Here is a 14,239-nt window from a genome sequence, read left to right on the forward strand (position 1 = left end):
GGTGCGAAGCGGGCTCAGCCGTAGATGTCGGCGCGGCGGTCGCGCAGGAGCGAATTGAACGCGTTGAGGTCCTTGCGCCCGGCCGCGTCGAGGTCGACCAGCGCCGAGACGGTCTCGGTGCGGTCGCGGCTCGCCGGTCCGGCGAGCGGCCAGCCCTTCGGCCCGATGATCAGGCTCTGGCCCTCGAACGGCTGCCCGCGCTCGACGCCGACCCGGTCGGCGCAGGCGATGAAGATGCCGTTCGAGTGCGCGGCGGCCCGGTGCAGGGTGTTGGCCATGGCGGCCTCACCGTCGGGCTGGTCGGGCATCGGCACCCAGTTGGTCGGGATGCAGACGATCTCGGCGCCGCCGAGGGTCAGCTGCCGGAAGGTCTCGGGGAACCAGCCGTCGTAGCAGATGGCGACGCCGACCTTGCCGAGCGCCGTGTCGAAGACCGGGAAGCCGAGATCGCCCCTGGCGAAGAACACGTTCTCCTGATCCCAGAGATGCGCCTTGCGGTAGGTGCCGATGTAGCCCTCGGGCCCGACGATCACGGCGGCGTTGTAGAGGGTCTCGCCGGCGGATTCGGCGATCCCCGCCACGATGTGCACGCCGAGCTCGGCGGCCAGCGCCGCCCAGGCGCGGGTGGTCGGGCCGTCCGGCACCGGCTCGGCCAGCGCGGCGGCCTCCGCGGCGGATTCGAACACGTAGCCGGTGCTCGCGAGTTCCGGCAGCACGATCAGCCGGCCGCCCTCGGCGGCGGCCGCGCGGACGAGGTCCGACGCGCGCGCCATGTTCGCGTCGACCGCGCCGAATTCCGGCTCGAACTGGATGCACGACACCCGTATCGGCGGGCGCGCGGGATCGTTCGCCTGGACCATGAGAGCTCCGAAACGCAAAAAGCCCCTGGGCGCGGAGACAGATCATCCGCGAACCAGAGGCTTCAAAGCCGTGATGTCGTGCAGCACTGCTGCTGCGGGGCAACCTTGCCCGGTTAGACTACGATACGCACCCCGAAACAGACCGCAAGACCATAAATGCGGCAGGCTGCTCCGATCAAGTCTTTTCCGCCAACGCGATGCGCAGGCCGAGACCGCTCATCGCCTCGTGGGCCGAGACCACGCTCTCGGCCACGCTCGCCATCGGCACGCGGGCGGCGGTGGCCCGGTCCCGGAGCATCTTGTAGGCGGCGTCCTCGTCGATCCGGTTCAGGTCCACGAGCAGCCGGACCGCCTTCTCGACGGTGCGGCGGCCCTTCATGGTCTCCTCCAGCCGATTGATCTTGCTGGTGAGCCGGCCCTCGTAGCCGCGCCGGTAGCGGGCCAGGGCGAACTGGGTCAGCACGCCCCGCGGGTGGAGCGGCTTGTTGAGCACGCCGTGGGCGTTGACGTCGGCGATCGCCTTCAGGGAGGTCGGGCTCTCGTAGGCCACGATGGCGATGACCGCCGGCTCGATCGCCTCGATCGACGGCAGCAGGTGCATCACCTGGGCGTCGTCGAGCTGGATGAACAGCGTGTCGATGTCGGCCGGCAGGGCGGCGGGCGGCGGCCACGCCAGGGAGACCGCGCAGCCGAGGCGGCGGAGCTGCTCCAGCAAAGCGGCGGCCTCCTCGTCCCGGGGATGGATGACGAGGGCGCGGGCGCGCCGCAGGTCGTCCAGGATCTTGCGGGCGGGGGCGGTCACGCGGCGAGCCCCTCCTCCAGCCAGTTCGTCTCGAACCGGGACCACGCGAGGTAGGGGTCGGGCCGCACCGGCCGCCGCGCCCGCCAGACGACGTCGAACTGCCCATCCGCGCGGGCGACCCCGATGCCGGGGGTGAGCCAGATGTGGCGCGTCTCGCCGTCGAAGGCGAGTTCGCCCTCCGGCGCCGCGAGGCGCTGCCGCAGGGCCGCCGCGCCGAGGCGCTCGGCGTCGAGGGTGCCGGCCTCCGCGAGCGCCCGGGCGAAGAGGTGGACCTGCGCGTAGGCGGTCTCCGACCACATGCTGGTGGGGCGCTCAGGCCCGAACCGGGCCTGGAAGGCGGCGACGAAGCGCCGGTTCTCCTCGCCGGCGAGAGCCCCGAAATACGGCGCCGCCAGGACGTGGCCGGTGCAGTGCTCGGGGCCGATCGCGCGGATCTGGCCCTCCGCCAGGGTGAGGCTGGCGATCGGGCAGCGGGCGCGGTCGATGCCGGACGCGGCGTAGGCGCGGTAGAGCCGCTCGGCGCCGCGCCCCACCACCGTGGAGAAGACCGCGTCCGGGGCGGCGTCGCGGATCGCCGCGATCATGGCGGCGTGGGCCGCGTCGTCCGCGTCGAGGGCCGCGTACAGCTCGCCCACGATGGTCCCGCCCTTCGCCTCGATCAGGTCGCGCATGACCCGGTTCGATTCCCGCGGGTAGATGTAGTCGGAGCCGATCAGGAAGATCCGCGGCCCGTGCTCCTGCATCAGGTAGTCGGCCAGTGCGAAGACGTTCTGGTTGAGGGTCGCGCCGGTGTAGATGATGTTCTCCGAGTACTCGAAGCCCTCGTAGATCGACGGGTACCAGAGCAGGCCGTTGTGCCGCTCGACGGTGGACATGACCGACTTCCGGCTCGCCGAGAGCGAGCAGCCGAACACCACCTCGACCCCGTCCTCGGCGAGCATCCGCCGGGCCAGGGTGCGGTAGGCGTCGTTGTCGCCGGCGGGGTCGTAGCAGACGGGCTCGATCGGGCGCCCGAGCACGCCGCCGGCCCGGTTGATCTCCTCGATCGCCAGGGCGGTGCCGAGGAAGTGCTCGGTCTCGGTGATGCCGCTCACCCCGCTGCGGGAGAACAGGACGCCGACCCGCCACGTCGCTTCATCCTTGGCCGCCATGGTCCCCCCGGGCTCGCCGCAGGCACCCGGAGGGCTGCGCGCCCCGCTGTCCTAGCCGAGGGAGGACCCGCCGCGAAAGCCGTTCCCCCGCGCCGTCGTCCGGGGGCGGCCCTAGCGCCGCTCCGCGCGGGCGAGGCGCGAGACCAGGATCCCGAGCCCGATCGCCGCGCCGGTCAGCGCCAGCTTCGCCGCCAGCCCGGACCGGTTGTGGGCCAGCTCGGCCCGGGCGCCCATCTCGGCCGGGACGTTGGGGACGCGGCCCCGCGCGAGGTCGTCGACCACGCCCTCGACCACGTTCACCCGGTCGGCGGCCATCAGCATCAGCCAGTGCGCCCACTGGGACTCGCTGTAGCGGAACGCCTGCCGGCGGATGACGCCGCTCACGCCGCGCGGCGGGGTCGACGTGCCGACGACCGCCGGCCGGGCGTTGTACTCGATCGAGGTGAGGACCTCGACGCGCGCCCGCTGCTGCGGCGGCCGCGTCCAGTTCATGCCCCGGCTGTCGTCGCGCGCGATGTCGCGCATCGGGTAGGTCGGATCGTTCTGCGGATCCGCGTCGACGCCCCAGCCCGGGACCGTCGACGGATCGATCGGACGGTTTCTCATCGCCCCCTCCTCACGCGCGTGCCGTCGGGGGGACCAGGACCGGCTTGATGCAGCCGTCGAGCTTGGCCGAGAAGAGGTGGTAGGCATCCGCGGCCTCCTCGAGGGGCACCTTGTGGGTGATCAGTTCCTTGGGGTTCAGGCGGCCCGCCTCGATATGGGCGATCAGCTTCGGCAGCAGGCGCTTCACCGAGGCTTGGTTGGCCCGGATGGTGATGCCCTTGTTCAGGACGTTGCCGATCGGGATCAGGTTGCCGGTCGGCCCGTAGACCCCGACGATCGAGACGATCCCGCCCTTCTTGACCGCGTTGATCGCCCAGTGGAGCGCCACCGCCGAGCCGCCCTCGAGCTTCAGCTTGGTCCCCATCAGGGTATGCAGGGCGCTCCCCGCCGCGTCGCCGCCGACCGCGTCGATGCAGACGTCGGCACCGAGCGAATCGGTGGTCTTCTTCAGGAAGACCACGGGATCCCCGATCGAGCGGAAATTGTAGACCTCGGCGGGACAGTACCGCCGCGCGAAGTCGAGCCGGTACTCGACGTGGTCGATGACGATCACGCGGCCGGCCCCGAACAGCCACGCGCAGCGCGCCGCCATGATGCCGACCGGTCCGGCGCCGAAGACCACGACGGTGTCGCCGCGCTGGATCCCGCCCATCTCGGCCGCCTGATAGCCGGTCGGCACGACGTCGGTGAGCAGCACCGCGTCGTCGAGGTCCATCGTCTCGGGGATCTTGCAGGGGCCGACATCGGCGTAGGGCACCCGGACGTACTCGGCCTGGCCGCCGTCGTAGCCGCCGGCGGTGTGCGAGTATCCGTAGATGCCGCCGACCGCGGTCGCCTGCGAGTTCGCCTCGTGGCAGTTCCCGAACAGCCCCTGCTTGCAGAAGTGACAGCGGCCGCAGGCGATGTTGAACGGGACCAGCACGCGGTCGCCGACGGCGAGATTGCGCACGCCGGAGCCGACCTCCTCAACAACGCCGGTGAATTCGTGGCCGAACGTCGTGCCGACGCGCGTATCCGGCACCATTCCATGGTACAGGTGAAGATCAGATCCGCAGACGCAGGTTCGCGTAACTCGGATGACCGCATCCTCAACATGCTCGCACACGGGGATCGGCTTGCGATCGACGCGCACGCGGTACGGCCCGCGGTAGTTCATCGCCAGCATGCTGGGGCTCCCTCGTCCACGACCGGGGAACCGCAGGCGGATGCCCAAGTTCCCGGCAGCCGCGGCGGGGCGCGAGGTGACGCGCGGCGGGCGGCCGCCCTCACCCGGCGGCCGGCCCTGCCTTCCGCGCCGGGCGGCTCACGAACCGGGAGCCGGCGAGCAGGAAGCGCCAGGGCGTCTCGGCGCCGCGGGTGATGCCGATGCGCCGGTCGCTGACCACGTCGACGCCCCCGGAATCGCCCGCGGCGCGCGGCTCGAACCGGAACGGCGCCCGCGCGAGGGGTGCTCCGTCGAGCGCGTCGGTGACGCCGAGGGCCTGGCAGAGGCGGCCGGGGCCGGCGCAGAGGAGGCGCGGATCCTCCAGGCCGCGGCGCGCCCGCATGGCGGGAAGCCCCTCGGTCGGCGCGAGGGCCCGGAGCAGCACGGCGCTGCCGGGCTCGCAGACGAGGTTCAGGCACCAGTGCATCCCGTAGGACCGGTACACGTAGGCGTGGGCCGGCGGGCCGAACATGCTGGCGTTGCGCCGGGTCGGGCCGCGGAAGCTGTGGGAGGCCGGATCGGTGCTGTCGTAGGCCTCGGTCTCGACGATGATCCCGCCGGCCGCGCCGACGAACAGGCGGGCGCCGATCAGGTCGGAGGCCACCGCGGCGGCGCTGCGGGCGAAGAAGGTGTCCAGCATCGGGGCTCCGGCGCGGGCGGCCCCGCGCGATCCGCGTCGCCGGGATCCGGCGAAACGCGGGCGATTAGAAATAAATCGGACGCAACGGAAGTCTTGCTGGTACGAGGGGCCCGTGAATGGCGGGCCCAGAACCGATCCCCTCGGACCTCCAGCATGGTGCGCACAGCCTCGATCGCGACGCTCCGGTCCGCCGAGTCGGGCGCGCAACCCCGGTCGGCCCCGCGCGCCGCGCGCCTGCGCCTGAACCTGCGGCGCCTCCGGCTGGCCAGCGGCCTGATCCTGTTCGGCTACGTGCTGACCCACCTGCTGAACCACGCCCTGGGCAACGTCTCCCTCGACGCCATGGAGGACGGCCTCGACCTCGTCACGGCCGTCTGGCTCAACCCCGTCGGCCTGACGCTGCTCTACGGCGCCCTGGTGGTCCACCTGCTGCTCGGGCTCCAGGCCCTCTACGCGGCCCGCTTCTTCCACTGGCGGCCGTCCGAGACCCTGCAGCTGGTCTCGGGCCTGCTGATCCCGCCGCTGCTCATCAGCCACATCGTCGGGACCCGGGTCTCCTTCGTCACCGAGGGGCTCGACAAGGGCTACGCGCAGGAACTCTACGCCTTCTGGATCGCCTCGCCGATCCTCGGCCTGATGCAGGCCACGGTCCTGGTCGTCGCCTGGATCCACGGCTGCATGGGCCTGTATTTCTGGCTGCGGCTGAAGCCCGGCTTCGACCGCATGGCGCCCTGGCTGCTGGCGCTCGCGGTGCTGGTGCCGGTCCTGTCGCTGCTGGGCTTCGCGCAGGGCGGCCGGATGGTCATGACCCTGGCGCAGGATCCGGCGTGGCGCGCGGCGGCGCTCCAGCCGGTCCATGTCGGGCTGCCCGACCAGGTGGCGCGGCTCGCCGCCGTCCGGGACGGGCTGCTCGGGACCTACGCGGGCCTCGTGGCGGCGGTGATCGCGGCCCGCGGCGCGCGGACGCTCGCCGAGATCAAGCGCGGCACGATCCGGCTCAGCTACCCGGACGGACGGGTGGTGCGGGTACCCCGCGGCACGAGCGTGCTGGAGGCGAGCCGGCGCAACCGGATCCCCCACGCCAGCGTGTGCGGCGGCCGCGGCCGGTGCTCGACCTGCCGGATCCGGGTGACGGACGGCAGCGACGGGGCGCCGGCGCCCGGCCGCACCGAGCGGGCGGTGCTGGAGCGCATCGCGGCCGGCCCGGGGGTGCGCCTCGCCTGCCAGTTCCGGCCCGAGACCGACATGGCCGTGGTGCCGCTGCTGCCGCCGCAGCCGCGGATGCGCCAGGCCGACCTGCTCGACCGGGCGCAGTCGGGCGAGGAGCGCTTCATCGTGGCGATGTTCGTCGACCTGCGCGGCTCGACGCGGCTCGCCGAGGAGCGCCTGCCCTACGACACGGTGTTCATCATCAACCGCTTCCTCGGCGCGGTCGGCGACGCCGTGCGCGAGGCCGGCGGCTCGACCAACCAGTTCCTCGGCGACGGCCTGCTGGCCCTGTTCGGCCTGGAGACGGAGGCCGAGGCGGCCGCTCGGGAGGCCCTGAGGGCGATCGACCTCATCGCCGAGTCGGTCGACACCCTGAACGGGCTCCTGGCGGCCGACCTGGAGCACACCCTCCGGTACGGGATCGGCGTGCATGCCGGCCCGGCGATCGTCGGCGAGATGGGCGACGCCACCGACGCCCGGTTCACGGCGCTCGGCGACACCGTCAACGTCGCGGCCCGGCTCCAGGGCCTGACCAAGGTCCTCGGCTGCGTGGCGGTGGTGTCGGAGGCGGTCTACGCGGCGGCCCGCGTGGCGCCGGCGGAGATCCGGGACGTGGCGGTGGACGGCCGGTCCGAGGCCGTCCGGGTCAGCACCCTCGGAAACGCCTGACGCGAACGTCGTTGCGAGCGGAGCGAAGCAATCCAGAGTGGTACCGCGGTTCTCGGCGTCGCGCATCCCCGGGTCGCTTCGCTGCGCGCGCGATGACGGGTGATCCGAGCGGACGGCGCGCCTCAGGCCCGCTGCCGGTGCGCCGCCCCGAGGCGCGGCGCCAGGGCCAGCATCAGCGGCACCACGGCGAGCGCCGTCCCGGCCGCCGCCACGGCCGCCCAGTGCGGGCCGGCCGCGTCGCCGAGCCGCCCGTAGAGCAGCGGTGCCGCCAGCGCGCTGCCGCCGAGCGTCCAGGTGTAGAACACCGCGAAGGCCCGCTCGACCCGGCCGCCGGGCGCCAGCTCCGGGACGGTCCCGTAGAGGACCGACGAGGTGCCGTTCAGCATCACGCCGAGCAGCGGCAGCAGGATCAGCCCGGGAGCCAGCGGCAGCACGATCACCGCCAGGATCGCCAGTGCCGTCCCGGTCTCGGTGAGGATCACGGTCCGGGTCACGCCGAGGCGTTCCCCGAGGCGCCCGCAGACCGCCTTGCCGAGCGCGCCGCCGACGAAGACCAGCGACAGGGCGAGGCCCACCGTGGTCAGCGCCGCGCCCTTCTCCTGCAGCAGGAACGGCAGGTAGAGCAGGAAGGCCGGCCGCGCGGCGTTGTCGAGCATTCCGATGGCGACGAGCAGCCGGAAGCCCGTGCCGCTCCCCGACCCGGTCGCGGACGGATGGGGCGCCGGACGCGCAGCGGCGCAGCCGCTGCGTGACGCCGGCTCACGCGGCAGCAGGCGCGCGACCGCGAGCGCGACCACGATCCCGGCGCCGGCGATCACCCAGAGCGCGTGACGCCAGCCCGTCAGGGTCAGCAGCAGGCCGACCAGGGGCGGGACCGCCGCCTTCCCGAGATCGCCGGTGAAATTGTAGGTGCCGAGCGGGCCGCGGGCGCCGGGCCCGTAGGCCCGGGCGATCACCGCGGACGCCAGGGGATGCTGGGTGCTGCTGCCGGCGCCGCCGAGCAGGAGCCCGATCCCGAGCCCGACGAGGCCGCCCGAGGCGCCGGCGATCGCGTAGCCGGCTGCGCTGAGCACGGTGCCGAGCACCAGCACGGTGCGGGCACCCCAGGCCTGGGCGAGGCGGCTCGCCGGCATCTGCAGCGCCGCCAGGGCGCCGTTGTAGAGGGAGCGCAGGAACGCCAGGGCGACGTAGTCGAGGCCGAACTCCGCCTGCCAGACCGGCAGCAGCACGTAGATCAGGTCCGTGTAGCCGTCGTGCAGCGCGTGGTTCACGCCGGTGGCCACCAGCGTGCGCCGGGCGTCCGGCAGGGACGCGGCCTGGGGGGATGCGGTTTCGGAAGACGCAGTTTCGGAAGACGCGGTCAGATCGGACGCGACGGACATCCAGCCATCCTTCGTGGTGCGGCATCAGGATGGCGCCCTGGCCCGGAGCTGACAAACGACTTATGCTGACGCTCGCGTGAGGAAACCTGACCCGTGCACCGTCGCCTGCCGCCTCTCAACGCCGTGAAGGCCTTCGAGGCGGCCGCGCGGCACGGGAGCTTCACCCGCGCGGCGGACGAGCTGCGGGTCACCCACGGGGCGGTCAGCCGGCACGTCCAGACACTGGAAGGCTGGCTCGGGCTGCCGCTGTTCGAGCGCCACAACCGGCGGGTGGTCCTCACCGAGGCCGGCACGGCCTACGCTACCGAGATCGGCGCCGCCCTCGACCGCATCGCCCTAGCCACCGCCCGGCAGGCCGAGCGCGGACGGCCGCGCCTGCTGCACGTGAACGCGCTGGCGACCTTCACACTCCGCTGGCTGATCCCGCGCCTGTCGGGCTTCCAGCGGGCCAACCCGTCGATCGAGGTGCGGCTGACCACCTCGAACGTGCCCCTCGCCAGCCTGGCGGAGCCGTTCGACGTGGCGATCCGGGGCGGGCCGGACAGCCGGCCGGGCCACCGCGCCGAGCCGTTCCTGTCCGAGCGGCGCATCCCGGTCTGCAGCCCGGACCTGCTGCGCCGGCTGCCGCTCCGGGTGCCGGAGGATCTCCGGCAGCACACGCTGCTGCACGCCGCGACGCTGCCGCGGGTCTGGCCCGACTGGCTGCGCGCGGCGGGCGTCCCGGACCTGGCGCCGCGGGCCACGGTGACGCTGGAGCACTTCTACCTGACCCTCCAGGCCGCCCTCGACGGGCTCGGCGTCGCCATGGGGCCCGAGCGGCTGATCGCCGACGACGTCGCGGCCGGCCGCCTGACCCTGCCCTTCCCGGGCCCCGCCCTGCCCGCGCGGAGCTACTACACCTACGTCCCGGACCCCCGGGCGGAGGATCCGGCGGTGCGGGCCTTCTGCGGCTGGCTCGCCGAGGCGGCGCGGCATCCGTAACGCTCCGTCATCGCGAGCGCAGCGAAGCGACCCAGGGCTGCGCGCCTTCCGTCCGGAGGGCACCGACTGGATTGCTTCGCTGCGCTCGCAAAGACGGCGGAGACGCACATCAGGGATGGCGTGCCGCCTCCGCCCGGCGCATGGATCGGATCCGGAACGCCCCCGACCGCGTCGGGGTTGGCGTCAGACGCTTCTGCCGAAGGTGACCGCATGGCGCGCAAGCGTCTCCGCCCGACGATCGAGAGCCTGATCGAGTCCCTGGGGCGGCTCGGCGTCGCCCCGGAGGCGGTCGACCTCGACCGGCTGCTCGCCCAGCTCGACCTGCCCGATTACGGCGCCGAGGTCGACGACGACCGCGTCGCCCGGGCGCTCCGGGAGATGCGGGCCGCCCGGGCCTTCGCGGAGACCGGCGTCCCGGCGATCCGGAAGGCGATCCCCAATCTCCGGGCCGTGGTCACCAAGGACCACCGCATCACCTGGCTGATCCGCACCGAGATCCCGCTCCTCGACAACGGCCGCCTGGACCTGCGGCTCGACATGGCCCCCGAGCCGGAGGCGGCCGAGATCCTCGCCCGCATGGCCGCCCGGAACGACCCGGCCCACCGGCTCGAGGCCCTGCGCGACGCCGTGGCGCGCACGGCCCTCCAGGCGACCCGCGCCCTGCACAAGCCGGTCGACCGGCTGCGGGCACAGCTCCTCGTCGACCTGCGCGAGGTCGGGGCGGACGCCGCCGCCTACATCGCCCACATGGACCGCTCGCTCCGGTCGCGGGTCTTCACGTACGGCCCGAAGCTCGCCCGCGGCCTCAACGACACGCTCACCCCCGTCCGCCGCCACGCCAAGGCGGTGGCGCGCGAGGGCTCGCGCCTGCGGCGGCTGCGCGATCAGGTTGGCTTCGGCGCCTATATCGAGCGGTTCACCGCCGCCCGGCGCCTCGACCGGAAGATCGTGTTCCACATGGGGCCGACCAATTCCGGCAAGACCTACGCGGCGCTCCAGCACCTGACGGCGGCCGAGACCGGAGCCTACCTCGCGCCGCTCCGGCTGCTGGCGCTGGAGAACTACGAGACCCTGCGCGAGCGGGGCCTGCGCGCGGGCATGATCACCGGCGAGGAGGTGCTGGGCGAGGCCGACCCGACCCACACCGCCCGCACCATCGAGACCGCCGACCTCACCCGGCCGATCGACGTGGCGGTGATCGACGAGATCCAGATGCTGTCGGACCCCGACCGCGGCTGGGCCTGGACCAACGCGCTGTTCGGCGTCGCGGCGCGGACCGTGATCGTCTGCGGCTCCGACGACGCCCTCTCGTATGTCCGCCGCGCCGCCGAGGCCGCCGACGAGTCCCTGGAGGTGATAACCTTCACCCGCAAGTCGCCGCTCCTGCTGCTGGAGGAGCCGGTGCCGCTGGAGAAGGTCGAGGCCGGGGACGCGGTCGTGGCCTTCTCCCGCCGGGCCGTGCACGAGAATCGCGAGGTCCTCGTCGCCCGCGGCCACCGGGTCGCGACCATCTACGGCGCCCTGTCGCCGGAGGTCCGCCGGGCCGAGGCCGCGCGCTTCCGCTCCGGCGAGGCCAACGTGCTGGTGACCACCGACGCGATCGGCATGGGGCTCAACCTCGGCCCGCTGAAGCGGATCGTGTTCTCGGCGGTGCGCAAGTGGGACGGGACCGCCGAGCGGGCGCTGACCCATTCCGAGATCCGGCAGATCGCCGGCCGGGCCGGCCGCTACGGCCACCAAGATGTCGGCTACGTGGCGGCGACCGACCCGTACGCCGCCGAGCCGATCCGCACCGCCCTCTCGGGCGCCCCGACGGCGCCGGCGGCCGACACGCGCTTCTTCGTCCGCCCGGATCTCGGGGCGATCCGCTCGGTGGCCGAGGAGATGCGCACCCACAGCCTGCACGAGGTGCTGACCCACTTCGCCCGGGCGACCTTCTACGCGGGCTCGCCGTTCCAGCCCTCGGCCCTGGAGGAGGTGCTGGAGGTGGCCCGGATCGTCGACCGGGCGCGGCTGCCGATCGAGGAGAAGTTCGCCTTCTCGGTCTGCCCGATCGACCGGCGCGACGAGATCGCCATGGGGCTGCTGGAGCGCTGGTGCCAGGCGCGCGCCGCCGGCCTCACGGTCCCGGCTCTGCGCGGCAACATCTCGGGCGCGCTCGACTACCAGGAGCGGACCGTGAAGCTCGCCAGCGCCTATCTGTGGTTGTCGCGGCGCTTCCCCGAGACCTTCGACGACGTGGACGCCATCCGCCACATGCGCGGCCGGGCCAACGACGCCATCGAGCATCACCTGCGCGAGACCGCGACCCGCAAGGCCGAGCGGCGCAGCCGGCGACCTGTCGGGGCGCGGTGAGACGCGGCATCGGGCCATGAAAAAAGCCCGCTGCGCGTTCGGCGTAGCGGGCTCTGTCAGATGACGTTGGTTGCGGGTCCCCGCAACACCCGATCTCGGCGCAATCCGGCGATTCGTTCTGAGCACAGATCGTTGGTTACGAGGGAATGCAACGCTCTATTCTCGCGACTGATCGAAAGAGTTATACCGAAATTACCGGAGTAGCCTCTCAACCCGAGACAGGCTCAACTCCCTTTTGGACGTGCTTCGGTTCAGTGGCTCTTCGTCATTTCGTGTGGGTCAAAAAGCCAGAAGCACGCGACGGCGTAGAAGGTCGAAGCCGGCCCGGCCGTACATCAGTCGCTTGATCAGCTTCAGTTTCGTAATCTGGCCCTCGGACTGAGCGTTGCTCCACGGCATCGTCAACGCTGCCCTTACCGCGGCAGCATCAACGACGAGCCCGCTGGCGAACGTCTGCGCGGCTCGGATGCCGCTCGCCTTCGCCTCGACGATCCAAGCCCCGAACGCCGCCAGGCGTCGATCGCCATGTGCGGACGATCCGTTCCCCTTCCTCCCGGCCTCGCGTACGAACACGACGAAGCGCTGGATGAGCCCGTGTAGCGTGGCCGCGTCGGGATCCTGCACGATGCGCGCGAAAAGCGCGCTATCGGCCGGGCTCAGCCGGTCCGGCGCCACCGTCATGATCCAGGCGAGGACCTTCGATCCCGGCAGTTGCTCGCGCCGCGCCGGCAGCTCGGCCGCGCCGGGGCCGTCATGCCGGGGATGGCGTCACGCCAGCGTCGGGGTGTGGTGATCGCGACCTTCGTCCGTCGACTCTGCAGCCATTTGTGGACCTGCCGCGAGCCGCGCGCGTAACCGCGTTCGCGCAGCTCTCGCAGGAGCTGCAATCCGGTCTCGCAGCCCTCGGCACGGCGGCGCTCGAGATAGGCCAGCCCGGGGTCGAGCTGACTCGATCCGATCCGCCGTTCGCCGCGTTCCGGGGGCCTTATCCATGGAGGCGTAGCGCCGCACCGTTGCCGGTGCCAGAGGGATCGCGCGCGATCGCCATGATCGATTCGCCGGCCGCGCGGCGGCGCTGGACCTGTGCATGACGCACGGCTCTCCAACGTTGTCCCTCCTGCGCGGCACCTTGATCTGTGCGGCTGCGCGGGAAGGCGTGGTCGCGGGCGTAATCAGGAGCGGGAGCCGCCGAGCCGGAGGGGACGGGAATGGCACGCAAGCGGACATGAGCGCCGACCAACCAGCGCTCCAGCATCTGGCGCGCGTTCAGAAGGAAATGCCAGCGATCTGCGACTTGCTGTGCACGCGGGACGACAGCCTGGGCCGCACGCGCGTAGCCTGTCGAGCGATCTCGTGCGACGATCTCCAGATCGGTGTGTAACGCCAGCCAAGCCTCGAAGGTCGCCGAGTTGCGGTCGGGCAGAAGATCGATGGCACGACGATGGTCGAGGTCGACGACGAGCGCGCACCAGGCGCGCCCATGACGCCAAGCCCAGTCGTCGACAGCGACTGCCCGCACTCGTGCAACGCGCGGCAGGGGCGCGGCGTGCATGAGGCGCAGCAGCGTCGAGGCGCTCGCCGGCATGGAGAGATTTGCCAGCAGGCGCGCACCGGCTCGAGCGTTGATGGCCAATCCGAAGCGCTGCTGGGCCTTGGCGAGGCGTCGGGTTCGTCGGGCGTGCGGAGCCAGGAGAGAAGAGGCAGGACGGCAGAATGTCCGTCGGGGACAGGAGGGGTTGAGGCAGCGCAGACGCCGAACGGCTCGTCCAAGGGAGTGTAGATCGGCGGGGTGCCGCTGATAGGAGCCGTGACGGGCGGTGCTCAGCGTGCCGCAGACGGGACATCATCCTGCGCAGCGGCAGCCGCGAACGTGCATGACAACGCCCGCCTCATGCGCGTCTTCGATGGAGAGTACCCGGCAGTCGGGAACATCGTGCAGCCGCGCTATCGCCAAGCTCCGTCCTTCTCACACGAACGGAGAACGCACGGGGAAGCCACACGAAATGACGAAGAGCCTTTTACGGGGCAAGTCCAAACTGCGACTGGATCAACGCGCTGGAGTGAGAGAACCGTGAACTCCGACAAGCCAATGAGATCCTGAGGAAGACATCGGGCTATTTTGCCCCGGTGGAGTTCGACCGCTGGGACGGCGTAGCGTAACCGAAAGGGCCTCCGACAAACCCGGTGCGGCTCAGGGGGCTGTGAAAGCAGTGCGAACTGAGAGAAGCCAAGCGGATCTGGGCGCAGCAGTACCAGTTAAATAGATTGGGCCAAGTTCGAGCGTAGATCACAGAATACACTAGTTAGGCATTTCTAAGGCCCATTGACATACACCAGCCAAAATCATCGCTGAATTTTAATTTTTTTGGCAATAATTTAT

At 71.7% G+C, this 14,239-nt stretch carries 10 protein-coding genes and 1 pseudogene; 3 read left to right on the top strand and 8 right to left on the bottom strand.

Annotation, left to right across the window (positions count from 1 at the left end):
- Window positions 1–14: 14 nt before the first annotated feature.
- From ACX9MN_RS25195 to ACX9MN_RS25220, 6 genes are all read right to left on the bottom strand, one after another.
- On the bottom strand, window positions 15–860 hold the full coding sequence (locus ACX9MN_RS25195) for a nitrilase family protein (protein ID WP_489725753.1): 846 nt from the start codon (window positions 858–860) through the stop codon (window positions 15–17).
- Between the two features lie 175 nt (window positions 861–1,035).
- Window positions 1,036–1,662: an ANTAR domain-containing response regulator gene (locus ACX9MN_RS25200; RefSeq protein ID WP_020096063.1), complete on the bottom strand. Its 627-nt coding sequence runs from the start codon at window positions 1,660–1,662 to the stop codon at window positions 1,036–1,038.
- Complete coding sequence (locus ACX9MN_RS25205) at window positions 1,659–2,813, bottom strand: transporter substrate-binding domain-containing protein (protein ID WP_489725754.1); 1,155 nt, start codon at window positions 2,811–2,813, stop codon at window positions 1,659–1,661. The genes ACX9MN_RS25200 and ACX9MN_RS25205 overlap by 4 nt, the downstream gene beginning before the upstream one ends.
- Window positions 2,814–2,924: 111 nt before the next feature.
- Window positions 2,925–3,419 carry a hypothetical protein gene (locus tag ACX9MN_RS25210; protein ID WP_132368912.1) on the bottom strand — a complete coding sequence of 165 codons (495 nt, stop codon included), beginning with the start codon at window positions 3,417–3,419 and terminating at the stop codon, window positions 2,925–2,927.
- 10 nt (window positions 3,420–3,429) lie between these two features.
- Complete coding sequence (locus tag ACX9MN_RS25215) at window positions 3,430–4,584, bottom strand: zinc-dependent alcohol dehydrogenase (RefSeq protein WP_489725755.1); 1,155 nt, start codon at window positions 4,582–4,584, stop codon at window positions 3,430–3,432.
- A 100-nt stretch (window positions 4,585–4,684) separates the two neighbouring features.
- Window positions 4,685–5,263 carry a DNA-3-methyladenine glycosylase gene (locus ACX9MN_RS25220; RefSeq protein ID WP_020096067.1) on the bottom strand — a complete coding sequence of 193 codons (579 nt, stop codon included), beginning with the start codon at window positions 5,261–5,263 and terminating at the stop codon, window positions 4,685–4,687.
- Between the two features lie 153 nt (window positions 5,264–5,416).
- Here ACX9MN_RS25220 and ACX9MN_RS25225 point away from each other — a divergent pair, with 153 nt between their 5' ends.
- A complete protein-coding gene (locus tag ACX9MN_RS25225; RefSeq protein ID WP_489725756.1) occupies window positions 5,417–7,141 on the top strand; it encodes an adenylate/guanylate cyclase domain-containing protein in 1,725 nt (574 codons plus the stop codon).
- 122 nt (window positions 7,142–7,263) lie between these two features.
- On the opposite strand, the gene ACX9MN_RS25230 is transcribed toward ACX9MN_RS25225, so the two are convergent.
- On the bottom strand, window positions 7,264–8,523 hold the full coding sequence (locus ACX9MN_RS25230; RefSeq protein WP_489725757.1) for an MFS transporter: 1,260 nt from the start codon (window positions 8,521–8,523) through the stop codon (window positions 7,264–7,266).
- A 93-nt stretch (window positions 8,524–8,616) separates the two neighbouring features.
- Here ACX9MN_RS25230 and gcvA point away from each other — a divergent pair, with 93 nt between their 5' ends.
- The gene (gene gcvA, locus ACX9MN_RS25235) at window positions 8,617–9,504 is read left to right on the top strand and encodes a transcriptional regulator GcvA (RefSeq protein WP_132368909.1); all 888 of its coding nucleotides are present in this window, start codon (window positions 8,617–8,619) and stop codon (window positions 9,502–9,504) included.
- A 210-nt stretch (window positions 9,505–9,714) separates the two neighbouring features.
- Window positions 9,715–11,859 (top strand): helicase-related protein, encoded by a 2,145-nt coding sequence (locus tag ACX9MN_RS25240; RefSeq protein ID WP_489725758.1) that lies wholly within the window; start codon window positions 9,715–9,717, stop codon window positions 11,857–11,859.
- Window positions 11,860–12,138: 279 nt separating this feature from the next.
- Here ACX9MN_RS25240 and ACX9MN_RS25245 read toward each other — a convergent pair.
- Window positions 12,139–13,735: pseudogene (locus tag ACX9MN_RS25245) on the bottom strand (ISL3 family transposase).
- Between the last annotated feature and the right edge of the window lie 504 nt (window positions 13,736–14,239).

It is taken from the genome of Methylobacterium sp. 1A (genome assembly GCF_058072805.1).

Excerpts from the sequence above, each read along its gene's own strand:
- ACX9MN_RS25240 (WP_489725758.1), top strand. The coding sequence starts at position 9,715 with ATGGCGCGCAAGCGTCTCCGCCCGACGATCGAGAGCCTGATCGAGTCC.
- ACX9MN_RS25195 (WP_489725753.1), bottom strand. The coding sequence starts at position 860 with ATGGTCCAGGCGAACGATCCCGCGCGCCCGCCGATACGGGTGTCGTGC.
- ACX9MN_RS25225 (WP_489725756.1), top strand. The coding sequence starts at position 5,417 with ATGGTGCGCACAGCCTCGATCGCGACGCTCCGGTCCGCCGAGTCGGGC.
- ACX9MN_RS25220 (WP_020096067.1), bottom strand. The coding sequence starts at position 5,263 with ATGCTGGACACCTTCTTCGCCCGCAGCGCCGCCGCGGTGGCCTCCGAC.
- ACX9MN_RS25230 (WP_489725757.1), bottom strand. The coding sequence starts at position 8,523 with ATGTCCGTCGCGTCCGATCTGACCGCGTCTTCCGAAACTGCGTCTTCC.
- ACX9MN_RS25205 (WP_489725754.1), bottom strand. The coding sequence starts at position 2,813 with ATGGCGGCCAAGGATGAAGCGACGTGGCGGGTCGGCGTCCTGTTCTCC.
- ACX9MN_RS25210 (WP_132368912.1), bottom strand. The coding sequence starts at position 3,419 with ATGAGAAACCGTCCGATCGATCCGTCGACGGTCCCGGGCTGGGGCGTC.
- ACX9MN_RS25215 (WP_489725755.1), bottom strand. The coding sequence starts at position 4,584 with ATGCTGGCGATGAACTACCGCGGGCCGTACCGCGTGCGCGTCGATCGC.